At 59.8% G+C, this 26,964-nt stretch carries 15 protein-coding genes and 1 pseudogene; 10 read left to right on the top strand and 6 right to left on the bottom strand.

Annotation, left to right across the window (positions count from 1 at the left end):
- Nucleotide 1: 1 nt before the first annotated feature.
- Together ABAC402_RS29475 and ABAC402_RS29470 are read left to right on the top strand one after the other, a co-directional pair.
- Entirely contained in the window at nt 2-6,049 is a 6,048-nt protein-coding gene (locus tag ABAC402_RS29475; RefSeq protein ID WP_023449344.1) for a hypothetical protein, read from the top strand.
- A gap of 11 nt (nt 6,050-6,060) precedes the next feature.
- Nucleotides 6,061-11,901 carry a hypothetical protein gene (locus ABAC402_RS29470; protein WP_023449343.1) on the top strand — a complete coding sequence of 1,947 codons (5,841 nt, stop codon included), beginning with the start codon at nt 6,061-6,063 and terminating at the stop codon, nt 11,899-11,901.
- 737 nt (nt 11,902-12,638) lie between these two features.
- Here the strand turns inward: ABAC402_RS29470 and ABAC402_RS41230 are convergent.
- Both ABAC402_RS41230 and ABAC402_RS29465 read right to left on the bottom strand, forming a co-directional pair.
- Nucleotides 12,639-12,875: pseudogene (locus tag ABAC402_RS41230) on the bottom strand (hypothetical protein); the annotation flags it as partial.
- A gap of 12 nt (nt 12,876-12,887) precedes the next feature.
- Nucleotides 12,888-13,958, bottom strand: coding sequence for a hypothetical protein (locus ABAC402_RS29465; protein WP_031235516.1), 1,071 nt, complete (start codon nt 13,956-13,958; stop codon nt 12,888-12,890).
- Between the two features lie 71 nt (nt 13,959-14,029).
- Here ABAC402_RS29465 and ABAC402_RS0120055 point away from each other — a divergent pair, with 71 nt between their 5' ends.
- The 4 genes from ABAC402_RS0120055 (at nt 14,030) to ABAC402_RS29450 (ending at nt 17,395) form a co-directional block, all read left to right on the top strand.
- Nucleotides 14,030-14,332: a hypothetical protein gene (locus tag ABAC402_RS0120055; protein WP_031235515.1), complete on the top strand. Its 303-nt coding sequence runs from the start codon at nt 14,030-14,032 to the stop codon at nt 14,330-14,332.
- Nucleotides 14,333-14,625: 293 nt separating this feature from the next.
- Nucleotides 14,626-15,516: a sulfate ABC transporter permease subunit CysT gene (gene cysT, locus ABAC402_RS29460; protein ID WP_023449339.1), complete on the top strand. Its 891-nt coding sequence runs from the start codon at nt 14,626-14,628 to the stop codon at nt 15,514-15,516.
- Entirely contained in the window at nt 15,513-16,358 is an 846-nt protein-coding gene (gene cysW, locus ABAC402_RS29455; protein WP_023449338.1) for a sulfate ABC transporter permease subunit CysW, read from the top strand. The genes cysT and cysW overlap by 4 nt, the downstream gene beginning before the upstream one ends.
- Nucleotides 16,358-17,395 (top strand): sulfate/molybdate ABC transporter ATP-binding protein, encoded by a 1,038-nt coding sequence (locus tag ABAC402_RS29450; protein WP_023449337.1) that lies wholly within the window; start codon nt 16,358-16,360, stop codon nt 17,393-17,395. Before cysW ends, ABAC402_RS29450 begins: the two co-directional genes overlap by 1 nt.
- On the opposite strand, the gene ABAC402_RS29445 is transcribed toward ABAC402_RS29450, so the two are convergent.
- Entirely contained in the window at nt 17,396-17,917 is a 522-nt protein-coding gene (locus ABAC402_RS29445; protein WP_023449336.1) for a hypothetical protein, read from the bottom strand.
- A 3-nt stretch (nt 17,918-17,920) separates the two neighbouring features.
- Nucleotides 17,921-19,039 carry a TerC family protein gene (locus ABAC402_RS29440; protein WP_023449335.1) on the bottom strand — a complete coding sequence of 373 codons (1,119 nt, stop codon included), beginning with the start codon at nt 19,037-19,039 and terminating at the stop codon, nt 17,921-17,923.
- A 295-nt stretch (nt 19,040-19,334) separates the two neighbouring features.
- Here ABAC402_RS29440 and ABAC402_RS29435 point away from each other — a divergent pair, with 295 nt between their 5' ends.
- The 3 genes from ABAC402_RS29435 (at nt 19,335) to ABAC402_RS29425 (ending at nt 21,482) form a co-directional block, all read left to right on the top strand.
- On the top strand, nt 19,335-19,778 hold the full coding sequence (locus ABAC402_RS29435; protein WP_023449334.1) for a YciI family protein: 444 nt from the start codon (nt 19,335-19,337) through the stop codon (nt 19,776-19,778).
- A 135-nt stretch (nt 19,779-19,913) separates the two neighbouring features.
- Nucleotides 19,914-20,276 (top strand): YciI family protein, encoded by a 363-nt coding sequence (locus ABAC402_RS29430; protein ID WP_023449333.1) that lies wholly within the window; start codon nt 19,914-19,916, stop codon nt 20,274-20,276.
- Nucleotides 20,277-21,482 carry an RNA polymerase sigma factor gene (locus ABAC402_RS29425; protein WP_023449332.1) on the top strand — a complete coding sequence of 402 codons (1,206 nt, stop codon included), beginning with the start codon at nt 20,277-20,279 and terminating at the stop codon, nt 21,480-21,482.
- A gap of 60 nt (nt 21,483-21,542) precedes the next feature.
- On the opposite strand, the gene ABAC402_RS29420 is transcribed toward ABAC402_RS29425, so the two are convergent.
- Together ABAC402_RS29420 and ABAC402_RS39200 are read right to left on the bottom strand one after the other, a co-directional pair.
- A complete protein-coding gene (locus tag ABAC402_RS29420; RefSeq protein ID WP_023449331.1) occupies nt 21,543-21,815 on the bottom strand; it encodes an usg protein in 273 nt (90 codons plus the stop codon).
- A 117-nt stretch (nt 21,816-21,932) separates the two neighbouring features.
- On the bottom strand, nt 21,933-22,583 hold the full coding sequence (locus ABAC402_RS39200) for an alpha/beta fold hydrolase (protein ID WP_052025294.1): 651 nt from the start codon (nt 22,581-22,583) through the stop codon (nt 21,933-21,935).
- A 170-nt stretch (nt 22,584-22,753) separates the two neighbouring features.
- On the opposite strand from ABAC402_RS39200, the gene ABAC402_RS29415 reads away from it, so the two are divergent.
- Nucleotides 22,754-26,863 carry an ATP-binding protein gene (locus ABAC402_RS29415; RefSeq protein ID WP_023449329.1) on the top strand — a complete coding sequence of 1,370 codons (4,110 nt, stop codon included), beginning with the start codon at nt 22,754-22,756 and terminating at the stop codon, nt 26,861-26,863.
- Nucleotides 26,864-26,964 lie beyond the last annotated feature (101 nt).

The following is a 26,964-nucleotide window of genomic DNA, read 5'->3' as shown; positions in this document are numbered from 1 at the left end:
TATGCCCCAGTATCCGCCCCTGTCGCTACTGATCGACGCCGACGTCATTCCCGGCGACATCACAGGGCTGGAGAATGCCGTCGATCAAGTGCTTTCCAGCGTGCGCTACCGCGAGCTGGTCGTCGAAACGACGCCGGAGAACGACGGGAAATTCTACAGCCTCGTCCTGCTGACCCCCGAACTGGGCTTCGACGTGTTCGGCTCCGGATTAAGGATCATCTTCTTTCCGGCCGACGACGAGAGCAGTGACGAAACCGATGACGATTCCGAATTGCCAGTCTCTTTCGACTACCGCTGGCCCATCCTGAAATACGTGTCCGATTTCGAGACCCTGAGCTTTTCCGGCAGCGCCCAGGGGTTTTTCGATATCTTCCTCAAACTGGCTGACATCGACGAGGCACAGTTCCTGGAAGGCGTGGTCGCCTGCTTCATCGACGATCCGCAGCCCTACGCGGCGCTGGTCAACCTGCTGAAAGGCTGGCAGGGAGGCGCCTCGCCACTGGCCGGCCTGACCCTCGCCAATCCGCCGGTCGGCTATAGCGAGATCGAATATATTCTCCAGCAGGTCGAGACGATCAGCCAGACCGCCCAGACCGACATCGATATCTTCCAGGCCGCCTTCGAAACCGTCATCGAGGACCTGAACGACCTCGATGGCAGCATCGCCAAGCTGGTGATGCTGTTCCGGGGCTGGCTGGGCGGCATCACCCGCGACGATATCGAGGCCCTGCTGCTGCCGCAGTTCTCGCTGGGGCTGAACAGCGTCAAGATGGCAATCGAGGTGCCGCGCACCGTCCTGGTGCCGATCGACGCCAACAACGTGCCTCTCGAAAATCCGCCCCAAAATCCACCGCAAAATCCGCCCCCAGAACCACCGAAGTCGCGCCTGACCTTCACCGCCGGCGGCATCGCCTACGACAGCGCCACCGGCTTCGCCATCCATATCGCCGAGGACGTCGAGGCCAGCCTGACCCGCTCGATGATCCCCGGCTTCGGGCTGACGCTCGATTTCGATGACATCAAGATCGACCTCAGCCGTACGTCCAACATCGCCGAGGCTGATGCCGACGGCCGGCCGGCGGATTTCATGGGGGTTTATGTCGGCAATGCCGTCATCGGGCTGCCGGAAAAGTGGTTCCACCAGACCCCAGTTGACACGACGCTCGGCATCGTCGGCCGCGGCCTGATTATCGGCACCGGCGGCTTTACCGGGACGGTCCGTCTTGAGGCACTGACGGCGGGGCTGCCGGACCCGGCCGCGACCAGCCCGCCGCCCGATGGCGCTGCCCTGACCTTCACGCTCGGCCGACAGACAACAAGTGAACCGCGCAGGGGGTTTACGGTTGGCTTTTCATACTTTGACATGACGTTTCAGCAGAACATCCTGTTGGAAAGCAATATCAAGGGTAGCCTCATCGTCGCGGGCTTCAAGACGACAAATAGTCCCAGCGGAGCCGATCAGGTCATCGACATCGAGATGCACCTGGGCAAGGACGGCGAGTTCGAAGTTACCGCCAGCAAGGACGACGGCTACGATTTTATCTTCCCCAACGTCTTCATCTTCAAGGCGAAAAAGATCAAGGTCGGCCGGGACGACGATCGCGTTTATATCGAGACCAGCGGCGATCTCGATTTCAGTATCAACAGCGTGCTCTCGTCCTTCATCAAGGCGCCCATTGCCGTTGAAGGCCTGCTGTTTCATTCCGACGGCAGTATGGAGATCAGGGGGGGCGATATTACTCTGCCCGAAAGCGTGGTGATCGCAATCGGCCCTGCACGGATTGCCATCACCGCGCTGCATTTCGGCACGCACGAGCAAGTGCACGGAAATACCATGCGCAAATATTGGTATTTCGGATTTGACGCGGCGATCAGCATGGACCCTGGCCGGTGCGGCGGCCGCGGCGACGGCATCAAGTTCTACTTTACCGTTGACGACCATGCCACAGGACAGCCGCAGCACTGTTTCATGCGTATCGAAGGCCTTGAGATCGACATGGTCATCCCGGCCACGGCTGCGGGCGGGGATGAGGTCCTCGTCCTCAAGGGCTACTTGGCCCTGAAGGATCCCGTTTACATCGGCTCCGTGTCGTTCAAGCTGCTGAGTGGCAAGATCGTCGGCGGCGCGAAAATGAAGTACGACACAAGCTATCCGGCCTGGGTCGTCGACGTCCAGCTTGAGCTTCCGAAGGCCTTGCCGCTCGGGTCGACCTCGCTCGGCATCTACAGTTTCAGGGGCGAGTTTGGCTACCGCTATATTGCCTCGAAATCCAAGATACCGACGCTTCCGAGCGATGCAACCTGGGGCGACTATCTGCTGGCTCCTCCAAGGGGCATCAACGAAGACAAGTTCGCAGGACCGGAAGTAGCCGTCGGCACGGACAATCCTTTCTCCGTCGGCATCGGCATGGGCCTTGAAACCATGGCGGACAAGGGAAAGACTTTTTCCGCCCAGCTCTTCCTATTGGTCCAGAACCCGCTTCTTGTCGTCCTTGAAGGCCGCGCCGACGTCCTGGCTGACCATCACGTTTCTATCGACGATGATCCGCCGTTTTACGCCTATATGACGCTGTCCCCGGAATCGGTCGAGATGGGGTTGGGTGTCAACTACCTGATCCCGCGTGACAACGGCAAGGTGCTGAAGCTCGACGCGGTCATGCAGGCCGCGTTCTTTTTCCACAATGCGTCGGCATGGTACGTCCACTTCGGCACCAATGACTCGCCCGTCAAGGCGCGTGTTCTCAACCTCTTCGATGGCTACGCCTATCTCATGCTCTCAGCGAGTGGCATGGACATGGGTGCGGGGGTTCATTTCAACTTCGACAAGACCTATGGACCGGTCAGCCTGTCGGCCTATGCCTATCTTGACACCTGGGCGCACATAGCCTTCGAACGTTTTCAGGCCGGGGGAGGCGTGGCGTTGGGTGGCCACATCGACGTCAGGCTATTCAAGCTAGGCCTCTATATCGAGCTGGCTGCCGTCTTGACCGTCGAGGTGCCAACGCCGTTCCTGATCGCTGGTTCGGTTGAGATTTGCGTCAGCGTGGATCTTGTGGTCAAGAAATACACGAAGTGCTTGACCCTGGACTTCAAGTGGGAGCAATCGACCACTGTGCTCCGCGATCCGGTCCCCGTACTTGGGAAACCCAGCGATCCGCTTCCGGCGGTAGGCGTGCATATGCGGTCCGGATCCACCTACGAGGTCGTCTTCAACAACGACCCAAATTTTGTTCTGCCGGCAAATACGCCTTCGATCCCGCTTGACACCTATATCGATGTCAAGTTCAAGAAGCCGGTCGCCGCCTCGCTTGTCACGAACATCGGTGGGTACACCAGCCCGCCGTCGGGCCAAGTTGAACGCATGCCCCCGCAATATGGTTCTCGCGTAGTTACGCATGCCTATGCGCTGCAAAGCGTCGAGATTCATATTCGTAACCTGGCCGGCACAGGCTGGCTTAGCTACAATCCCTATCGGGCCCTGGCGCCAGCGGCCGCCTTGCCGGACCTGACTCAAGCCCAGATCGATAACATGCCGATCGGCGTTTGGCAGAAACAGGACCCCGGCTATAGCCAGATCCGATTCCTCGCCCTCACGCCGTTCAGTTGGATGCAGGATGCGGTCGGATTTGTCCCTGAAGAGATGGGAATGACCGCCCGCTCGACCTATTGCGTCGCGCGCGCGCGCGAGAACCAGTGCCTGACCTGGACCGTGCCGCAGGGGCTGTTGACAGGATTCGATTATCAGCATGGCAACATACTTTATCGGGTCGAAGGCGACCGCGTGGCGGCGGTGCCGCTGTCCCTCCCAGGCTTCGATCCTGTATCGCTGGGGATTGCGCCCGAGGGAACGGCGACATTCCGGCTTATCTCGCCCAGCGTCTATTGCAAGCTGACGATCACGACCACGGCGCCTCAGGTGACGATACGTTGGCAGCGCGTCAAGGCGGTACCCGGCGTCGCTAATCTCCCATGGATTCCACCGGTGTACGAAGATGTCGGCGCTCCATTGGTGAAGTCGCGCAACGCCCTAATTGGCGGTCCGGTCATCTATGATGATCCGTCTGTGCCGATCGATCGCGTCGTGCTCGAAACACCAGCGCCGGACACCCAGGGACAGCAGGCACTGATCGACAAGATCGTTTTGCGGCAGGACGACTTCATAAGGGCCAGTTCGGCACAAAGGCCGTCAATCGCCGCCGATATCAGCACTTTGGTCGGCCAATGGATGGCCCTGCACAACAAGGCGTGCGCTCCGCACGGCGATTTTGGAAGCCATCTCGAAAATCTTGTGCACCAACTCGGGATCGTCGACAAGCAACTGACGGCGGCTGAGGCGAAATATACGAAATCTTGCCCGTTGCCCGACCACTCCGGCGGCGAAACCGGGTCAAAGGGGCACACCCAGGGATTTTTTGCCGGAATTTTCAAACGCATATCCTCCGTGTTTTCCTTTGGCAAAGCCCGCGGCATGACGGCGGCGCAGTGTGCTGCGCTCGCAACCGACATCGCAAATCTGAAAGGTACGAAGGTAAACTTCCAGGCGCAGATCGACTACATTCGCCAAATGGCCCCCGGCGACGCAAACATGTTCCCGGCGGACTGGCAGTGCGGTACGTTTGTTCATGAAGTCTGCTGGCTGACGCAAAGCGATTACGCTTGGAACCAGACCCTGCCGGATATCGACGCGATTGCCGCCGATTATACGCGCATGCGTGACGCCATCTCCGGAGTCATCGCGCCGATCTGGCAGCCGAATCAGACTTATCGCATAACGCTTAAGACAACAGACGCCGTCACCGACGAATACAACGTGACCACGCTCTCAGCGCCACAGGTATACTGCGTTCATTTCCGCACGAGCGGCCCGCTCGGCCATTTCGACGGCGTCGCCATGGACACCCCGAGTTCGCTCGACGCAGTAAGAGACGATGGTCGTCCCGAAGTGCCAGAGCGCGCCTTCAGGTTCTATGCCGACGGCAGTTCTTCTTATCCTGATCCGGGTGGTGATTTGCTCTACAGCAAACCCCTCTATTACAAAGCGGTGATCTTGAGGCTGGCCCTTAGCCCGCCCTACGCTTACCATTTCTTCACCATCTGGACCGATCTCGGCGGCCCGGCCTGCCGTTACAACCTCGAACTGGTCGTCAAGGACCCGGCCCAAGTACCCCCGCGAGACCCGCAACTCCCAGCTGTGGCGGCCAATCAGGCGCCATTCCAGTCAACACCCTCACTGGGGACCCAAAGCTGGTATGACAGCCTACCTTTCCAGACGCCAGAAATCACCGCAGTAAACGCCTTTCGTGCGCCGGTGCCGGATGCCGGCGAAAACGCGACCGCGTGTCTGACGATCGGTGGAGATCCAATCGCCCCAAGGCGCCAGTCGCTCAAGGTCGCCATGGGCGATCTTAAGCCTGGCAAGCTCTATACGGCCGTCGTGTTGAACCGTAACCTCCAAAGCGATTTGGCCAGCGAAACCGGCCGCTATCCCTTCAAGACGTCCATCTACCCTGATTTCGCCACCCACATTGCCAGCTATAAGCTTGGTGAGGGAGCGGATTCCCGTCTGGCCGTTTTTGCCGTCGATCACAATTTGGCGAACGCCGCTAGCGAAGCGACATTGCTGAGCACCGCGCGCGACATCCTTGCGCTAGGAGTCAGTAACGACACGCAAGCCTATGCCGATGTCTTCGACCACCTGATTTTTGGCCACCTGCAATTGCTGCCGCCCGGACCAGTCATGTCGTTGGAATTCAATTTCCTCTCCAACACCGGCGTGTCTCCGTCGACCCCCTACGGGCTTTGGATACGTAGTCCGGAACCGCTGTTGCACGCGCATCTGCCGGCTTCCGGATGCCTGTCGCTGCGTTCGGGTGACGACGACGTCGCCATCCACGTCCTTTATTCGCGTGATCGTTGCCAGGCCTTCGTCATGACAGATCAAGGCGCTTTCCCCACTCAGAACGTCTCGGTCCTATTTGCCATTCAGGCGTGGGCAGGAAACGACTTCCAAAGCGAAACCGCGATGTGCGGTCCCTTCGACAAACCCTGAGGAACCCTGCCGTGACTTTTGCCAAAACCTACAAGTTCACGACGAGCAGCCGATTCCGCAAGATCTTGCAGGTGGGTGGTAAGAAGGTCGGCAAGGGCAAGGCACGGTGGCTGGCGATTGGCGGCAAGGCGGGGGCCGGCCTGGTGTCCTGGCTTGGTCAGGATGGCGTGCTTCTGACGTCAAAGACTTATAAGCTCCAGTTTCCGTTTGTTTTTGTCGACGGCGTCGTTACGGATAAAGGCGATTTTCTGCTTTTGGGCGGAGTCGGCCCGAGCCCGGACGACATGCGCTATTCTGGTTTCGTCCTTCTGCGCATCGACGCAGGTGGTGTCGTATTATGGTCGAAGCGTCTGTCACCCAAGGGATGGTCCAGTTGGGGGCGTGTAATACGCGGACCCGGAAAGACGGAACGTTATCTTGTTGTTTTCTGGTACGCGCTCGCCGGCAACAAGGGGGTCGCCCAGCAGGCCGAGTTGATCCTGCTCGATGGCTCGGGTGTTCAGAAGCGCGCCGGCCGGTTTGAATTGCCGGACGCGTGGGCGCGGATGTACGATATCTTCGTCAAGGGCGATGGTTACGTCATTGTCGGCGATTACCAGTCAGCTTCATGTCCAGCTCCAAGTCCCTGGGCATCTGCATCCGATGTTATCGACTACCAGGCGCTTGGAAATTCCGGCATGGTCCTTTTCCTTGCCGCCGATCTGGCGACCAAGGCGCTATGGTCCGTGAACTCGGAGTCAGATGGTCCCGGCTTTTCCCTGCGGACAGGACTTTCAACAGACTATCCGTTTGAGTTTTTGGTGTCGGGTTGCATAGGCACCGACTGGGTTGGCGGACGCGGCACGCTTTTGGCCGTGCTCCCATTCGACGGGGTTAGTGAGGGCATGGAGGGTAATGTCTTTTCCCTTGCTGACCCTGCAGTTCAGCCCATCAGCCTGCAAAGTTGTGGAAATGATTTTTTCATCTTCAGCGCCGCGCTTCCGCTCTCGGCATTTAATTCGGCGACGGCCCTGCGAGTAACTCCAGCGGGCGACACCTACCTAGGTTCAGCTCTCACGGGCTATTGGGGGCAGTCCTATGTCGCTAAGATCCGGATCGGCTTCCAGTTCGACCAGGCAGCGTCGGTTCTTGATCTTCGGGTGTCGATCGACCAGACGGTTCAGGCGGCTGGGTCGACATACAGCAAGACGGACCACTCCGACTCCTGGATGTTAGCAACAGACAGTGCGCTTGAATGTTGCCGGACAGTGAATCTTGAGTTGCCGACACACACGAAGATGATTCCATCAATATCACCGATCGACCTTCGCCCTGGAACAACGAAGGAGATCAAGACCGCGCCTTTTCACGCAGAAATTGTGAATGTCAATGTGGCGGTTCAATCCGACTTTGCAAAAACGGCTTCCTTATGCGGCGTGAGTTTGGAACGAAAGGGTGAGCGCAAGCTTCAATCCCCGGATCTCAATCTCCGGACGGCGGGCTCGGACGGCACGGAGGCTTCACACGGTATTCTCCTCCGATGGTTCCTAACGGGCGCGTTGTCAAACCATCTGCCACAGGGAAACAATGCGACGGTTGTCAGCGGCTTCAATCGTCCTGATGACTTCGTCACCCTTTATCGCGCCAAATGGCCGAGCGTCCTACCCAAGCTCACGCTTGACCTGATGACCGCCAACCCGAGCTATGTCGACACGTCCAATCCGACAGTCTTCTTCTGCGCCGGCCCCGGCGCCAATGCCCAGGTCTTCGGCGTCCGTTTTCTCGATCAGGCCGCGTTCGATGCCGCGAGCACAACGTCCGACCCGATGACCAATTTTACGAGCTTCCTCGCGGCCTATGGCAGCCAACCGCTTGAAATCGAACTACGCAATTCTATCGCCATCGCCTGCGATGTCACGATACAGGGTTTTGGATCGCAATCTATCGACATCGAAACGCACTCGGTCGGCGAAAACCGTCCGAGTGCGCCGCGGACTGTGTCGTCCCGGCGCACCTTGACGGCAACTGATGGACCGACGGTAAGGCTTTTTGCCGAAAACATACGTGCCATCCGCGTGCGTGCAACGTCGGGTCTGGCCTCTTCGTTTGCCTTCACGATCTACGACGACGTTCTCGCCGATATCGATGCGCGCTCGGCTTGGACGCAATTGGGCCGCTTCGCATTGACCACGGTTCAGAATGAAGCGTTCAAACGCCTTGAGGACCCTTCCCGTTTTCAAGTCGATGGTCTGTGGCGCAAATTCAATGACGGCGCCTTCGTCAAAGTCGACAACTACAAGGATCGTTGGACGACTCCAACGGACGGCCTCGGCGCGGCCGTGCAAATCTATTTGCAACTGAGTCAGTCGGACCCAATGGCCAATCGGTCCGTTGTCAGCAACGATCCCGATAATGGGTTGATCACGCTCAGCTATCTGGAACTTCTCCAGCTCGCGTCGCTTGACTATCACGTGGCTCGGATGCTGGGCCTTGGTTACGTCGATGACCAGATCGTAGCCGGTAATGACTATGTTCACATGGCCGAATACAGAACCGTCGCTGACTTGGGCGACGGGAAGGGGCCGCGCCCCGTCCAACACCTATATATTGGCCTGCCGACAAATTTGAGCCAGAGCCGATTGCCCCTGGTACCCGACCTCGACTCCGTCGGTTACGGCCTCACCGTTCCGACCGGGTCAGGCGTGCCGTACGCCCTGACCGACTCCGCGGGTTATACTCCGGACGGCACGGTACGTTTCATTCGCCTGAATCCTGGTTGCGTACCGCTCTACACGCCGGGCCAGTCGTTTTTTCAGCCGTCCTTCAATTTCGACCTGTCAATGGCAAGTCTTCCGGTCACCTATGGCGTTGAATACCGCAAACAGGGTGAAGCCGTCTGGCGGAAGCCGGAAATCGCCCATGATCCAACTTACAAGGACACGTCGAACCCGGCACAGTTCGAAATCCTGACCACGCCTTTTCCGGGAGCGCAGTTTGACCGGGCATTCATCCATGCCGAAACGGAAGCAGGTATTCACGAATATGCCGTCTTCGGCGTCAACGTGTTTTCGCGTCCATCGAACCTAAGCCCTGTCCAGGCCACAGATACGACCGTCTTCAAACGGCGCAACACCCTGCTGCCGCCGACTGATATCCAGACCCAGTTCATTCAGGCCGAAGCGGTGCTGACCCTGACAACATCGGACGAACAGGACCTGCTCCCGCCACTCGTCCAGGCAGGCGATGCGTCGCTTGTCAGGGTCTGCTTCAACTATGGCATGGCGCACGATGACGCTTATGGCTTCAATGACGGGGCGACGCACGTTTTCGCCGACACGATCGAGTTTGTCCATCGGCAGAACCTTCCGCGCAATGTCAACGGCGCGGTAGGTGTCGTGGGTACACTAGCCGATGCCGGACAGGCGAGCCTGGCTTGTGTTCCGTATACCTACTCGAACGGTCAAACCGCTTCGCCCGCCCTATCTGCTGCCCTGAAGAGCAATTTTATTGGCGGAGTCGTGGTCGCTGGCGGGCAAAGACTGGTCATTGAGGATATCCAATGGCCCGACCCGAATTCGGACGCCAACCCAGTGTTCATCGTCCGCAAGGATGTCACGTCGGGGGCAATCAATAACAGTGGCGTCAATACGCTTATCAGGCAGAATGTTCCGGTCGCCGCTGCGCCCGGCGACCTGATGATGGCCATAGAAAATATGGCGTCGGCATCGAGCTGGGGTTTCACAACGACTAACAGCCCAAATCCCCTTACCGCCAAGGTTCAGATCGGTGGCACTGGCTGGTCGTACTATACAGAAGATTTCACGCGTTCCGACAATTCCAGTGTCACTCGTTACCTTAGGGGCATCTGGGAGCAGGCAATCATCGCGCCGTCACTCGTGCCAACAACGCCGCCGCACTATACGATAAGCTTTACGACGTTCAAGTTGGATCCACACCCTCAAGCCGGTGAACCAAATCCCGTAAGCTGGTGGAAAGGCCACGCCCGTGCGTCGGTCTTCGGTCGCGACCTCGACGACCGACGGTCCCTGAAGGTCCTCCAGATCGCGACCGACGCGTCAGGCTACCTGGTCTTGCACGTCATTGATGACAGCGGTGAAGCCGATCATATCTTGACCGATCCATCGACGTCGATCCTGGTCAACTACTATCCTGGATACAAGGTCTATCTCAAAGCCGAAACGGCGGCGGCTTTCGATAAGAACAGCCTGCTTCCCGCTACTGGAGAAGGTTCTCGGACAACGCTTCTGGGTCTAAGGTCGAAGGACAGCACGACGCTTGACACGACGAGCCACGCCTATTGCTCGAACATCGGCGTGCCGCAGTTGGTTACGGCGTTGGAAGTCATCGCGCCGATGCGGCCGCGGCAGCCGTCAGGGCCCAACTACGCAACGCCGCCGGACAGTCGGGGCGTCGCGAGCTACACCATGTCGTTGACGTTTGAGCATGAACCCTTCGCGGCAGTTGTCTATCGAGCTGACGCACTCAGTATCCTGGGCGCGCTTTATTCGAATACCAAGGATGCGGTCACGAACAGCAGTACGCTTGATCTCGTTCGCGCCGTCGTATTTCCTGACGGCGGTGACGTCTGGGTGCGAGATCGATTCAAAAACCTTTTCGACTTCATTACGGGGACAGATTCCCTCACGGCCTTTCCACCCTTGCCGGACACGACTGGTTACATCTTCCCCATGCCTGACGCGGAAAGCGCCTTCGTGACAAACGGGGCCGCCGATACCGCATCCATCCAAGCGGCCCTCTTCCGGGCTTTCGTTCCCCTGACCGAGCAACCGCTGTTCTACAGTCAGATAAGGCAGGACTCGTCCTATGTGCCTCATAATGGTCCACAGGTCTTTCGCGATGCCAATGGCGATTTGTTGGCTCCGGGCAAGCCCGGATTCGACCTCGCGCCGATGGCTAAGCGGCCGAGCTCCAATGACGCCAATGCGATCGCCAACAGCTTTCAGTTCACTGACTTTACGCTCGATGGATCAATGAACGCCAAAACGCTCTATTTCTATACCGCTCGCGAAATCGGCAACCGAATGCTGTTGGGTAATTTCAGCGTCATTTCACCGCCGGTCAAACTCGTCAATCTGACCCCGCCGGCCGCGCCAGTTCTGCGCAAAATCCGCTTTATTCCGTTCGAACCTGCAAGCGGGACCAACCCTCAGGTCACCTTCGCAATCTTGGCGCCCAGGGCCGTTGATCCCATGGAAACCTTACGCATCTACCGCAGCAAGAACCACGGCGACGCACAAAGCCTTCGGACTATGCAACTCGTCAAGGATGTCCCCGTGGCAAGTCTAGGCGCGAATGCAGATGGCACCGTAAATACAGATGACACCGTAATTGTATTCGACGATTTTGCCGATGACATTGCCGTCGACGGCTATCCTCCGTACGGCGACGACTTGTTTTACCGTCTCGCCTGGACAAGAAAGGTGACTTACGAGGACAAGACACAGGCAGTCGTAATGACGCTGGTTGTTTCCGAACCCACGCGTATTTTGCAAACCTCCATCATCGACGTCGTCAACCCGGAGGCTCCAACGCCGGTTGTCAGCCTATCCCCTGCGCAAGACGGCTATAAGCTTGTGCATTTGGCATGGAATAGAACCGTGCATAACGGCAAATATTATGTTTTCCGTATGAACGCGCAGGGTAACTGGCTGCTCGTCGGAACAGTGGTGTCCAACGCGCTCTCGCTATCAATGGACCTGCCGGAGGCGCTTCCCGTCTACGATGTCGAAAACAATCTTATCTACTACAGGTTCAAGGTCGACGTGGAGGGTGCCTCTGGCCTTGTCAATATTGTCAGCGCGCCTGTCATCATTAGCTTGCACAGTTCTTGAGGGTTTTAGAAAAATATTGAGTTGAAACATATTGATGTTGCACCGAACATTTGCGTTGCGCCGACAGGCCAAAAGTGAGTGGCGCTCGTGGACGGCATCATTCCGTTCGCCTCGCCAAAGCCGAACCTAATTTGAAAATGCAAAGCGAAGCACGGCGAGCCGCAGGAAAGTCAGCGAACGTCGCCGGTGTTCGCTGTCAGGCGTAATCTTGTTGATTTGCGCTCAGGCGTGGTGGAAAGGAAGCCTCCTGCCAAGGGTTTCGCGATATGCCAAAATTATGTTTACAGAAGGAGGCGAGGAGGCGACCAAAGCAACTTTCGTCCTCGCACGTGTGGATGTCTCCCTTGGGCGCGAAGGAGACGAATAGCGGTCACCGCTGACAAGGTACCGGCCGGGGGCCGTCCAGCATGTTTCGCCGGTCCCGTCCAGTTGTTGTTGCAACGATGAGAAAGTGGGTTCGAAAATCCAAGCCACTGAACAAAAGCCTCGGCCAAAGCACGGCTTGGCACGGTCCTGACTTGGCAGGGCCGCGCCCATAAGCCAACTGCGCCGTCTGAGGTGTGAGAGCCCGCGTCGGCGGTTAATGGAAAAGATCCCGCGAGGTTCTTCTCCGTCGTTTTTGGCCAAAAGCGAAAGGGCGGCGTCAAGCCGCCCTTTTACCAAGGTCGTCCGCCATGTGCACCCGCCCATATGATGCAGCCTTCGACAAACGGCCGGATCTTCAGCCTGCTCACGGATCACCCGGCAAGAGCCATCTCTGGCAACGCTTCAGAAGCAAATTGGGCATGGCGGCATTTGAGGATCATGTCACACGCCAGATGTGCCTTGCCGGCTGCTTTGAGCAACTCGTTCGGCCGATCTTTCAGCAGAGCCGCCCAATAGCCAAGATAGGCGATATGGTCCTGAAAGACCGACTGCGATGGGTAAATACTCAAGTGAAGTGAGGTAAGATGCGAGGTCAGCTCTGCTACGAGTTCCTCCCGAGCTTAGTCCTCCCGGCTTTCATGAACGGCAAACCGGTCGAGACGATGCTTTGCGACTGTCGCATGGCCATATTCATGAAGTAGCGTCGCGACGTAGGCGTCCTTGAATTCCAGCAGGCGCTGAACCAGGTTTTGGTCCAGACCCTCCACAGCGCCGTAGTTTGCGGACTGGATATTGTGCGTGTAGCTGACCTTCAGGTCGCGGTCGTCGATGTAGTTGCCCTGCTGCGAGAGAACTACCTTTTCAAACATGCTGCAGACCTGGAGTTTGAGCGCCGCTGAGAACGAACTGGCCAAGGAACACTGGAGGCCACGGACAGCCATTTCGGTCGCCAGACGGTGGAAGGCATTGCTCTCGCCTTCGGTGTCGATCTGGATCTTGTGTTCCGGAACGGTGTCAAAGGCGCGGGGCTCGGCCTTGGGTGCCGCATCGATCGCAACGCACTTGGACTCCTCCCAGGCGCTGAGGTCTTCGACATAGGTGGCAAACTTGAATTCCAGCAGGGTTCTGTCTCCCGGAACGATCAATACAGCCCTGACAGGCATCGGCGCCAGGCGGGCAACTTCCTGGTCGAACAACGCCCGGCAGAACGGCTCAAGATTAGCCACATCGAACGCACCACTCTCCGGCACCGGCGGCAATGCTTCGCGGGCCGTGGCCAATCTGGCCTGGGCCTCGGCAAGAGCTTTACGCTCCTCCTTGCTGCGGCTGTAGCGGTACCCCGGGTCACCGAACTCTCCCGGAAACTCTGCGTCCTCATCAGGGTTGATAAGCGTCGTAATACCGAGCCCTTCGAACACCTGCCTAAGCGGCTGAAGCCTTTCGGCCCAAAGCGAGGCGGCAACCGGGGTATCCAGGCACATGTCCGGCAACTCATTCAGCAGGTCGGAAGATACCCTGCCCGCCGCTGCGACATAGGCATCCACGCCTACGATCTTCATTATCGACGAGGCGACCGACAGGCTTTCCTGATCAAGATAATCACGAACCTGGCATGCACTGAGGTGACCGTACTGCCGGCCCTGTTTGATGACGGCTTCCTGCTCGGCGAGCGTTGGAATACGGGCGACCATTTTAGGGTATTGAAGTCGATGAATTTGGTCTTGAATGCCATGATGGCATCCAGGTGGGCGCGCGAGACAACGTGGAATTTCTTGACCTCGACCAGATCCATACACAGACCGCGTGCGATCTTGTCGTCCGAGAATTTCTTTTCGGCCATGGCCCGGATCGCCAGGATCTTGTCGGCAGGGCCAACTGGAAGCCGCGCACCATCGGCGGTAACCGGGGCGGCAGCTATCGCCTCCTGAGTCTCGCAAAGTTCCGCAGATATGACGAGGTCTTCGGTTATCAGACCCTGTTCCTGCAGACTCCGGAAACCCAGAAGCCGGCGCCGGCCGTCCAAGACCATAAACGGCCTTTCCTTTTTCGTGCCCTTGCGGACTAGCAGGGGCAGCAATTGCCACGCGGTGTCGGGGTGCCAGGCTTTGAGCCAGGTCATTAGAGACACGGGTCGCCCCGCATATCCGCTGATCACGCACCCGTCACAGCAAGTTGGGACGGTGAGTCAGGCCCGCTGATGAAAGCGCGCAGAATTTCTGATATGACCTTGGCGCGAAGCTACGCTATAGGCGAAACTACACCAGGTTGGTCGCCTTTGGAACCGACACGGGTGCGGCAATTCCTGCCATGGTCCTCAACGACCACGACGTACAACGACTTCGACCTGTATAGGCCGTCATGACCGCATCCACCGCCGCGCAGCCGACCAACGGCACGCCCGAGAATTTTACCCCACCCCACCCCAGCCTGCACACCAATCGCGTGCTGCCGGGCTTCAAGATGTCGCTGGGCTTCACCATCGCCTACGTGTCTCTGATCGTGTTGATCCCCCTGGCCGCCCTGGCCGCGCGGCCGTGGGAACACGGCTGGGACGGCTTCTGGTCTGTCGTTACCGACGGCCGCGTTCTGGCCTCGCTGCGCCTCAGCTTTGTCACAGCCGCCGCCGCCGCCACCCTGAACCTGTTTGTCGGCCTGATCATCGCCTGGGTCCTGACGCGCTACAAATTCCCCGGCGTGAACATCCTCGACGCTTTCGTCGACCTGCCGTTCGCCCTGCCAACCGCTGTCGCCGGCATTGCTCTGTGTACCCTCTATGCCACCAATGGCTGGGTCGGCAGCCTTCTGGCGCCGCTGGGTATCAAGGTCGCCTATACGCCGCTTGGCATATTCGTCGCCCTGGTCTTTGTCGGACTTCCGTTTGTGGTCCGCAGCGTCCAACCGGTCCTGGCCGACTTCGATGCCGAGGTCGAGGAAGCCGCCCTGACCTTGGGCGCTTCGCCGTGGCAGACCGCCATCCGTGTTATCCTGCCGGGTCTGGCGCCGGCGCTGCTGACAGGGTTTTCCCTGGCCATGGCGCGCGCCGTCGGTGAATACGGCTCGGTCATTTTCATTGCCGGCAACATGCCCTATGTTTCGGAGATCACTCCGCAATTGATCATTATCAAGCTGCAGGAATACGACTATGCCGGCGCCGCTTCGGTCGGAATGATCATGCTGCTGTGTTCGCTGGTTATCCTGGCCATCATCAACGCCTTGCAAATCTGGCTGTTCAAGCGAGGCCGCGCGTGAGAGCCCGTCCCGCTGAAGCACCAAAGACGCCCGCCGCCGTCGGTCTAAGCCTGGTCGCCGTCTTTTGGCTGGCTCTTATCATTCTTCTGCCCTTGGTCACTGTCCTGGTCGAGGCCTCAAAGGAAGGCGCTGCTCCCTTCCTTGCTGCCGTGACCGAACCTGACACCATCGCTGCCATCCAGCTGACTCTGCTGGTCGCCGCCATTGCTGTGCCGCTCAATGCGGTTTTCGGCATCGCCGCCGCGTGGTGTATCACGCGCTTCGAATTCAAGGGCAAGGGCCTGCTGCTGACCATTATCGACCTGCCCTTTACCATTTCGCCGGTCATTGCCGGCCTGGTCTGGATGCTTTTGTTCGGGGCGCAAGGCTGGTTCGGCGCCTGGCTGCGCTTGAACGACATCCACATTGTCTTCGCCCTGCCCGGCCTGGTCCTCGCCACGGTCCTGGTCACCCTGCCCTTCGTGGCACGCGAACTGATTCCGCTGATGAATGACCAGGGCACGGACGAGGAAGTTGCCGCCAGGACGCTGGGGGCGCGTGGCTGGGATATTTTCTTCCGCATCACCCTGCCCAATATCAAATGGGCGCTGGTGTACGGCGTCCTGCTGTGCACCGCCCGCGCCATGGGCGAATTCGGTGCCGTGAGCGTTGTCTCCGGCCATATCCGCGGCCAGACCAATACCCTGCCGCTGCAGATCGAGATCCTGTACAATCAATACGAAGCCGTCGCGGCCTTTGCCTGCGCCTCCATCCTGGCCGGTCTGGCCATTGTCACCCTTATTCTGAAATCCGTGCTGGAATGGCGCTTTGCCGATGAGCTGGCCGCCAACCGGAGGCATTAATGTCGCTAACTGTTTCGAACATCACCAAGACCTTCACCAAGTTCGCAGCCCTGTCGGACGTCACCTTCGAAGCCGAACCAGGAGAATTCCTGGCGCTTTTGGGTCCTTCGGGTTCGGGCAAGACAACCCTATTGCGGCTGCTGGCCGGCCTGGATCAGCCCGATTCCGGCGCCATTGCCTTCGACGGCGAGAATTTCCTGTCGCTGAACGCCCGCGAACGCCGCATCGGCATGGTGTTCCAGTCCTACGCCCTGTTCCGCCACATGACAGTCGCCGAGAACATCGCTTTCGGGCTTACGGTGCGGCCGGCCGGCGAGCGCAAGACCAAGGCCCAGATCAAGGCGAAGGTCGAAAGCCTGCTGAAGCTGATCCAGCTCGAAGAGTACGGCAAGCGCTTTCCTGCCCAGTTGTCCGGTGGCCAACGCCAGCGTGTGGCCCTGGCGCGGGCCTTGGCGATCGAGCCGCGCATCCTGCTGCTCGATGAGCCTTTCGGCGCCCTCGATGCCCTGGTCCGCAAGGACCTGCGCCGCTGGCTGCGCCGCATCCACGATGAGACCGGTGTCACCACGGTTTTCGTCACCCACGACCAGGAGGAGGCGCTCGATCTTGCCGACCGCGTGGTGGTTTTGAAAGAGGGGCGTATCGAGCAGATCGGCGCTCCGCTGGAACTGTACCGCGAACCAAAGTCGGCCTTTGTGTTCGAGTTCTTAGGCGCCAATAATCAGGCGCCGGGCACGCTGCTCGGCGGCACGATCGACTTCGGCGGCTTCACCGCTACGGCCATCGTCAAGGGCGCTTCGGATGGCGCTGTCACCGCGCGCTTCCGGCCGTTCGACACCCAGATCAGCCGTTCCGGTCCGGGCTTTGCCGTCAAGGTGCTGTCGGTCCTGCCGGCCGGTGCCAACCTGCGCCTGGAGTTGCAAACGGCTGACGGCCAGGTGTTCGAAACACAGCACGCCCACGATTCCGAAGCCAGTGACCTTCATGTGGGCGACACGGTCAGCCTGCTACCGACGAAAGTCTACGTCTTCGCCTGATCAGATCGGGATTTCGACCAGGTCGGCCAGGTTGCCGGGTTCGACGTTAACGCCCACCCACAGATCGTCGCGATCGCCGAGGTCGTCGGCGTCGCCGCAACCCACCCAAAACCAAGCTTCGCCGTGTTCGTGAACAATGGTGTGCCGGACGCCGACGATCTGTAGAATATCGTCCAAGCCCGGCGCCTGGAACAGCCGAACCTCGGCCAACCTGCCACCCTGGATAGCTTTCCACGGACCGTCGAAGGTGCATCGGATACGGTCCAGGCTGTTCGGCAACCAATCGAGTCGATTATTGGCCATCAAACGGTATTGATGGTCTTGCTGTTTCCAGGTCAGGTACAACTCGGTACCACAGGCAGGCGCAAGCAAAACCGCGCCGGAAAAAACGAACGACGGCGATCCCAGATTAGCGACCACGTCCGGTGTATCCGCCGGGATCGGCAACCAGGCCAAGGCCTCGATCTCACCCTCCAGCAGCGCTGCGTAGGCATCGTGCCATTCGGAAGCGGTGCCCATCATATTCTAAGTCTTCGCCTGATCGTCCGGTGTATCCTTCTTGGCATTGAACGGGAAGGCGCCATGCGGCTTCGAACTTTTCGGCTTGATCATCAGCGACAGAAGGACCGTAAATGTCAGGATCACCGCCGTAGCACCCAAAGACCACTGGATCGGGATCTTGTAGAGGTCGATCAGCAGCATCTTGGCGCCGATCAGCACCAGCACCAGGGCCAGGCCGTAGGGCAGCAGGTGGAAGCGTTCATGCACCCCGGCCAGAAGGAAATACATCGCTCGCAGGCCCAGGATGGCCATGACATTCGACGTCAAGACGATAAACGGGTCGGTGGTGATGGCGAAAATGGCCGGGATGGAATCGACGGCGAACACGACATCGACAATACCGATCAGCAGCACCACGACCAGCAGCGGCGTCGCCATGGTCTTGCGGTCGACACGGGTGAAGAACTTTTCGCCGTCGTAAGTCGGCGAAATGGCAAAGCTTTTGCGCACCCAGTTCAACGCCGGATTGGAGTCGAGATCGGCCTCCTTGCCAGCGGCGGCCCACATCTTGAAGCCGGTAAAGACCAGGAAGGCGCCGAAAACATACAGGACCCAGTGGAATTCATTGATCAGCCAGGCCCCGACCAGGATCAGGGCGCCGCGCAGCACCAGGGCCGCCAGGATTCCGATCATTAAGGCGCGCTTCTGGAACTCGGCCGGGACAGCGAAATAGGTAAACAGCATCAGGAAAACGAAAATGTTGTCGACCGCCAGGGCCTTTTCCACCAGATAGCCGGTTAGGAATTCCAGGGCCTTATGCTGGGCAAAGGCTTCCAGGGCCGCGTCGCCACTGCCGCCGCCCATCCGCCACCACAGGAAGACCATGAAGGCCATACTGGCCGCAATCCAGATGAACGACCAAAGGGCGGCCTCGGCCAGGGACACCTTGTGGGCGCCCTGCCTTTTCATGGCCGAGAAGTCGATGATCAGGGCGATGACGACGAAAGCCCCAAACAACGTCCACAATAAGGGCGAGCCGATGTCTTCCGGCCCGGCTGGCGGCTGATCCCATTGCGCCAGCAGCGAACGCGCCATGGCAGGAACCTCGGACAGGTCGGGCAACTCAGGCATATTGGGGATCATGTCGGACTTTCGTAGGAAAAACACGTGCCTGCCCGGTCACGCTGGCAACGCTCCAAGGACCTGAAATGTTAACCAGCCCTGCGGCGGACCTGTCAACCAGCAAACCTGTCAGGCCTTTACGGATGTGTATACAGCAAGGCGTGTGACACTTTTGCCTCCCCCCGCTGAAATGCGTCGATCGCGAAAACGGCAAAACTTTTCAAAATTATTTTGAACCAGCTGTATGTTTGAGTCGCCTTGAAACGTCTGTGGTCGACCGGACGCTGGATCCGGTGGCTACAAAAGGACTTATCTCATGGTTTTTTCGACTCTCAAGACCTTGGCTGGCGTCGTCAGCCTAGCCCTCCTGGCTGGATCGGCCCAGGCCGAAACTTTCACGCTTTTCATTTACGAAGCCCCGAGCCAGTTTGCCTTGCGTAATGACCGCAGCGACGCCGGGAAAGCCTATTGGGCAGGTTATAACCAATTTGCCGCCAGCCTCATGCAAGCCGGAGCGCTGCGCGGCGGCACGGCCCTGGACGCAACCGATGTAACGACGCTCGATCAGTCCGGCTGGCACAAGGGCACGTATCTTGATGGAAACAAGATCTTGGGCGGATACTTCATCATTGAGACCGATGACCTGGCCGCCGCGCAAACCCTGGCGGGTCAAGCGCCGGCAGTCTTGACGGGCTCGATCCAAATCCATCGCACCGCGCCCAACCCGACGCAAAATGCCGACATGACGGGCGCCTATTAGTGCGGGATGCGTTTTGATGGACTCAATACCCCGCTCTAGTTTTTTGTTTTGTCGCGCAATTTTTCCGAAAAGTGCTGCACACTTTATGGGATTGCGCTTTTGTTCGCTAACCTCACTCTAGAAAGTTACAAAACCATGCAGTTTGCACTTATGATTTCTGAAACTCACGAAGGCTTTGAAGACCGGAACAATGCCCGGGCGGGCGAATACTGGGGCGGCTGGATGGCCTATTCGCGCGCTATTGCCGAAAGCGGCATTTTTGCCGGCGGGGCCGGACTGGAATTGCCCTCAACCGCTACGCGGGTCGTGTTCGACGGCGCATCCAAAACCGTCCAGGATGGCCCGTTTCCTGACGCGCGTGAGCTTCTTGGGGGCTTTTTCGTGATCGAGGTCGACAGCCTCGACGACGCCATCGCCTGGGCCAAACGTTGTCCCATCACCAAGGGCGGTACGGTCGAGGTACGTCCGGTTTTGCCGCCGCCGCCCCAGGCCGACTGAGTGCCTACCGTCGAAGCCATAGCCCGTCGCCACTATGGCCGCTTACTGGCCTGGTTGGCGGCGGGTTTCCGGGATCTTGCGGCAGCGGAGGATGCTCTCCAGGACGCCTTCGCCGCGGCCTTGTGGCGGTGGCCAACCGAGGGGGTTCCCGAGCATCCCGATGCCTGGCTGCTGGCGACTGCAAAGCGGCGAATATTCGACCGCCTGCGACAGCGCAAGGTATCCGATGCTTTCGCGGTTGACCTTCGCCACACCTTGACCGAAGCGGAGGATGCCGTGACCTGGCAATTTCCCGACAACAGGCTGAAGTTGATGTTCGTCTGTGCCCATCCCGACATCGAAGCCTCGATGCACGCGCCCCTAATGCTGCAAACTGTGCTGGGGCTGGACTCGCGAAGCATTGCCGACGCCTTCGTCGTCTCGCCCTCCGCCATGAGCCAGCGCCTTGTCCGGGTGAAGGCCAAAATTGCCGCCGCAACCCTCGCCTTTGAAATCCCGGAACGCGAGGCCTTGCCACAGCGTCTCGACAGCGTACTCCAGGCCATCTATGCCGCCTATACCAGCGCGTGGACGACGACACCAGATTCTGACACGCGCGGCCTGGCAGGCGAAGCCGCCTACCTGGCACAGCTATGCGTCGATCTCAGTCCTGGCGAACCCGAAGCCCTGGGTTTGCTGGCCCTGATCCGCTTCTCCGACGCGCGCGCAGTCGCACGGTTCGCTGCCGATGGAGCCTATGTTCCAATGGACGAACAGGACGTAACGCTGTGGGACCGCGGCCTGATAGCCCAGGCGGAGGCGACCCTGGACTTGGCCAGCCGCAACCTCACGTTGGGGCGGTATCAGTTGGAGGCCGCCATCCAGAGCGCCCACATCTCGGCCCGACAGCGCGGTGTGGCGCGATCGGCAGTGCTGCCGCTTTACCGGGCGCTGGTTTCACTGCACCCCAGTTTCGGCGCCTGGACGGGATATGCCGCGGCCCTGGCTCAGGCCGGGGAAACCCGGGCCGCCAAACAGGTACTGGACGACCTGGGCGAGGACCGGATGCGCCTCTATCAGCCCTGGTGGGCGGTCATGGCCGAAGTGGCGACCCGACTGGGCGACACGGCATCTGCACTCAGGGCCTACGACATGGCCGAAGGTCTGGAAGACGCCGCCACCGTCAAGGCGTGGCTGCGCCAACGGCGAAATCGTCTTCTGCAATGATCTCAAAGCTGCTCCAACCGCATAGGCGCAAGCCCCAACCCGGTCTCGCACCAGCAGCCATTAATGCAGGGTAAACTCGCCGCCGACCGCGCGCCATTCGCCCGGCCGGATAAGACGCTGGTGGTTATAGCGCACCGAATGCAGCGGGCCGTCGAGATTTTGCTCCCAGAAATCGAGGAACTTGCGCATATGCGGGAAATCCGGAGCGATATCGTACTCCTGCCAGACAAAGGTCTGCAGGACGGAACGGAAATCCGGCATGTGATAGAGTATGTGGGCTGTCGTTAGACCATAGCCCTGCATCTGGAGACGGAACTCAGGCGATACGCGCATTACCGATAGACCTCAGGTTGACACACACACAAAATGGTGCCACAAGCCCGCGGTTTAGCAAGCTATTTTTACAATAAATTCAATTTGTTAGCAGCACTTTACAGCGAGTGCTGCCAATCACGCGGCGTCATCGACCAGCAGACTCGCTTCGTAACCTGTCAGGCGGCCAAGGAAATCGAGCACCGTAGCGACAAAGGCATCGGGTTTGTCGATGTGGATGGACTGGCCACTGTCGATAGTGACCAGAAGTGTATTGGGTCGCCGGCGCACCCTCTCTTTCACATCCTCCCCCTGCACGACCGGACGTTTGCCAGCACGCAGCACAAGGGCAGGCAACGACGTCGCCAGCCAGGCCTTCAAAGACTCCTCCCAGTCAAGGGCATAGTCATGCTGGTGACGCACAATCATGTCCTCAATGATCAGGGCACGCACACGCTTGGGATGGGCGGCGGCAAATCGTGAGGCAATTTCCCCGCCCAGCGAATGTCCCAGCAGGGCCACCGGCCTGGCAATGGACAGATGGTCCAGAAGCGCACCCACGTCGCCAACATAGTCCTGGGGCTTCACGTTTTGCGCCGGACTGGTCTCGCCGTGGCCGCGCTGGTCGAGGGCGACCACCCGCCAGCCTGGCGCAAATCGGCCGGCAACTGAGTTGAAGTCGGACGCTTGCATCCCGCGGGCATGAAGCAGCAGCAGGACAGGGGCCTCGCCGCCACTATCGAGGTAGGAGAATCGCAAACCGTCGTGGTTGAAGAGATGGCGCTGCATGGTAAAACTCCTGCGGGACTTGTACATACGCCATAAGTGCCCTTTCGCAAGGTTTCAGTGGGCTTGGCCTATCACAACGCGCTATCATCACATTGAATCCTTATGCGGAGTTCCATTCTAAATGTGGAGCTGGGGAGACACGCGCGTTGGCGGATACGGCACGACCTGACATGTTAGATTCCGCTGCCGCCGACCTGTTTCGGGGCGAGAGCGAGACCGCCGCCCTGATGCGGCAGTTCGACTGGTCGCGGACCTCGCTCGGCCCCGTCTCCCACTGGCCACAAGCGCTCAAGACCGCCGTCCGCATAATGCTGACGTCGCGCCAACCGATCTGGATCGGCTGGGGACCAGACCTCGTCTTCCTCTACAACGATCCCTACAGGTCGATCATCGGCGGCAAACACCCGCACATGCTGGGTCAGCCGACCTCGGTCGTCTGGGCCGATATCTGGGGGGATATTGGCCCAATGCTGGCCACTGCCATGAGCGGCAACGAAGGCACCTACGTCGAAGAACAACTCCTGGTGATGGAGCGCAACGGCTATCCCGAAGAGACCTATTACACTTTTTCCTATTCACCGATCCCCGACGACACAGGCGAACCCGGCGGCATCATTTGCGCCAATACCGAGGACACCCGCCGGGTCATCAACGACCGCCAGGTTGCCCTGCTGCGGGACCTGGCGTCTTCCCTTACCGACGCCCGTACCGTGGCGCAGGCCTGCGCCCAGACCCTGAGCGCCTTGAGTAACAATCCGCACGATCTGCCCTTCGCTCTGATCTATGTTCCGGACGAGCACGACAGCGACGACCTGATCCTGGCCGGTGCCACCGGCATAGCGCCCGGCCATGCCGCGGCGCCGCACCGCCTGATGACCGGCTCCGCGCCATGGCTGATAAGTGATAGCAGCGAAACCCGCCTGGTCAGCGGCCTGGAGAACCTCCCCCGCGGCGCCTGGCCGGTAAGCCCGAGTTGCGCCCTCGTCCAGCCCATCGTCGCCGCCGGCGAGCAAGCCAGCGCCGGCGTGCTGATTGCGGGTTTGAACCCCTATCGACTCTATGACGAAAACTACAAGAGCTTCATGACGCTGGTGGCCGGCCAGATTTCAGCCGGCATCGCCAACGCCCAGGCCTATGAGAACGAACGCCGCCGTGCCGAGACCCTGGCCGAGCTCGACCGCGCCAAGACGACCTTTTTCTCCAATGTCAGCCACGAATTTCGCACACCTCTGACCCTGCTTCTGGCACCGCTGGAGGAGGTTCTGGCTGACCCGGCGACGACCGCGCGCGACCGCGACCGGCTGAACATCGCCAACCGCAACGCCCTGCGGCTGCTTAAGCTGGTCAATGTCCTGCTCGACTTTTCGCGCATCGAGGCCGGCCGCGCCCAGGCGATCTTCCAGCCCGTAAACCTCGCCAACTTTACCAGCGAACTGGCGAGCAACTTCCGCTCTGCCATGGACAAGGCCGATCTCGACTACCGCCTCGACATCCCGCCCCTGACGCAACCCGTCTACGCCGATGTCGAAATGTGGGAAAAGATCGTCCTCAACCTGATCTCCAACGCCTTCAAATACACTCTGGCTGGCGAAGTCGAAATTCGTCTGAGCGAAGACGACGGCCATGCCGTCCTGGCGGTGCGCGATACTGGCCCCGGAATCCCCGAGCACGAGCGCGACCATATCTTTACGCGCTTCCACCGTATCGAAGGTCTGAACGGCCGCAGCATCGAAGGCAGCGGAATCGGCCTGGCCCTGGTGCGCGAACTGGTGCGACTGCATGGCGGCGAGGTCCGGGTCGACAGCGAGGTGGGCCGTGGCAGCACCTTTTACGTCCGCCTGCCCTTCGGCACGTCTCACCTGCCGGCCGACCAGATCCGTGACGAGTCCGCCATACCGGGCAGCCGCCGGGCTGACGTATTTGTCGAGGAGGCCCTGCGCTGGTTACCCCAGGCGGCGGACTCCGTACTTGCTGTGCTGGATAGGCCGGACCGGGCGCGCCCGCGCGTCATTCTGGCCGATGACAATGCCGATATGCGCCACTATATACAACGTCTTCTCAGTGACGACTACGAGGTCGTGGCCGTCACCGACGGCGAGCAGGCCTGGCAGGCGATCCAGGCTCAAAGTCCGGCTGGGGCGCCCTCCCTGGTCCTGACCGACGTCATGATGCCCAATCTTGACGGCTTTGGCCTGCTGCAGCGCCTGCGCGGCCAGGAAACCACCCGGCAGATTCCGGTCATCATGCTGTCCGCCCGCGCCGGCGAAGAAGCCCGGGTCGAGGCACTTGGCGCCGGAGTCGACGACTATCTGGTCAAGCCGTTCAACGCCCGTGAGCTGGTGGCTAAGGTCCGCTCCCAGCTGGAAATGGCCGCCCTGCGCCATGAGGGTGAGGCGCAGGTCAAGCGCGTCCTGGAAAGCATCCGGGACGGTATTATGGTGCTGGACCGGGATTGGCGTATCACCTACATGAACGGCGCCGGGCGGGATATCATTGCCAGCCGAGGCGTCGACCCGGACGCCCTCATCGGCATCACCCACTGGGAGGCCTTTCCCCACGCGGTCGGGACATCGACAGAAGATCACCTGCGCCGCGCCATGGCGGAGCGCACCATGGTCGAGTTCGAAAACTTTTATGCGCCATGGCAAAGATGGTTTTCAGTGCGCATCTATCCGGTCGAAGGCGGCGGCGTCTCCGTGTATTTCCACGACACTACGGAGCGCCGCGAAGCCGACATTGCCCTGCGTAACAGCGAGGAACGGTGGCGCGGTCTTGCAGAAGCCATGCCGCAACTGGTGTGGATTGCGACCGGTCACGACGCCGGCGTGTCGTACATCAACGAACAGTGGGCCCACTATACCGGTCGACCTATGGCCGATCTGATCAACGAGGGCTGGGTCGACAGCCTGCACCCCGACGACCATCACGCTATGTTCGACGCCTGGAATGCGGCCGTCGCCAGCGAGGGCCTGTACGAGACGGAATACCGCCTGCGCCGCTTCGACGGCGGCTACCGCTGGTTCAAGGCCCGCGGCGTGCCGGTGCGCGAGGCTTCCGGCATACGCAACGCCTGGTATGGTACGTGCACCGACATCCAGGACATGGTCGAGGCGCGTATCGCCGCCGAAAGTGCCAACCGCGCCAAGTCGGAATTCCTGGCCAACATGTCGCATGAGATCCGGACGCCGCTGAACGCCATCGTCGGCCTGACCCATATTATGCTGAATTACAAGACCAACACGGACGCCTATCCGAAATACCTTCAGACCATGAAGGACAGCGCAGACACCCTGATGCAGTTGATCAACGACGTGCTGGACCTGGCACGAATCGAGGCCGACCGGGTCGAACTGGAACGGGCCCCGTGCTTGCTGCACGCGACGCTGCGCGAATGCCTCGACATCGCCGAGGTCAAGGCGCGCGAAAAGGGGCTGGACTGCGGGCTCAGCTTCGGCCTGCCCACCGAGACGGTGGTCGAAACCGACGTCCTGAGGGTAAAGCAGATCGTGATGAACCTGTTGTCCAATGCGGTTAAGTTCACGCAATCCGGCCGTATCAAGGTTGAGGTCACGGCAGAGCCGATGCGCGGCGACCTGTTGCCTTTGACCATCCGGGTCAGCGACACAGGAGTCGGAATCGCCGCCGACAAGATCGAGCACATCTTCAACAAGTTCACCCAGGAGGACGCTTCGATCTCCCGGCGTTTCGGCGGATCAGGCCTGGGCCTCGCCATCAGCCGCCGCCTGAGTGAAATGCTGGGCGGGCGGCTGACGGTCGAGAGCACGGTCGGCGAAGGGACTGTATTCGCGTTGTCCCTGGCGCTTCCCCTCCTGGCTTCGGGCCAACCGGAACCGCATGGCGCTGACACGGACAGCCACCCCGGCTCCGCGCGCCACCGCATCCTGCTGGCCGAGGACCATCCGGCCAACGCCCTCGTCGCCACCACCCTGCTCAAGCGTTTAGGCTACGACTGCGACGTCGTTGGCAACGGAGGCAAGGCCATCGAGCACTGGTGGACCGGTCGGTACGCGCTGATTATGATGGACGTCCAGATGCCGGATATGGACGGTTTCGAAGCGACGCAGCAGATTCGCCAGGCCGAGCGGGCCTGCGGCCGGACACGCATCCCGATTCTGGCCATGACGGCGCACGCCCTGAAGGGCGATCGCGAGACCTGTCTGCAAGCGGGCATGGACGACTATATCTCCAAGCCGTTCGATGCCCGCGAACTCGAGCAGAAGGTCGAGGCGCTCTTGAAGGTGCAGGCTAGAGCGGGATGAGTTTTGATGGAATCAAAACCCCGCTCTAAGTTTCTGTTTTGTCGCGCAATTTATCCGAAAACGGGAGCGCCCGTGCGGTGGCGTCCACCTTATCGGATTGC

It is taken from the genome of Asticcacaulis sp. AC402, from assembly GCF_000495835.1.
GTDB lineage: Bacteria > Pseudomonadota > Alphaproteobacteria > Caulobacterales > Caulobacteraceae > Asticcacaulis.
The sequence above is the reverse complement of the archived record's forward strand: the minus strand, read 5'-3'. Positions and strand labels throughout refer to the sequence as shown.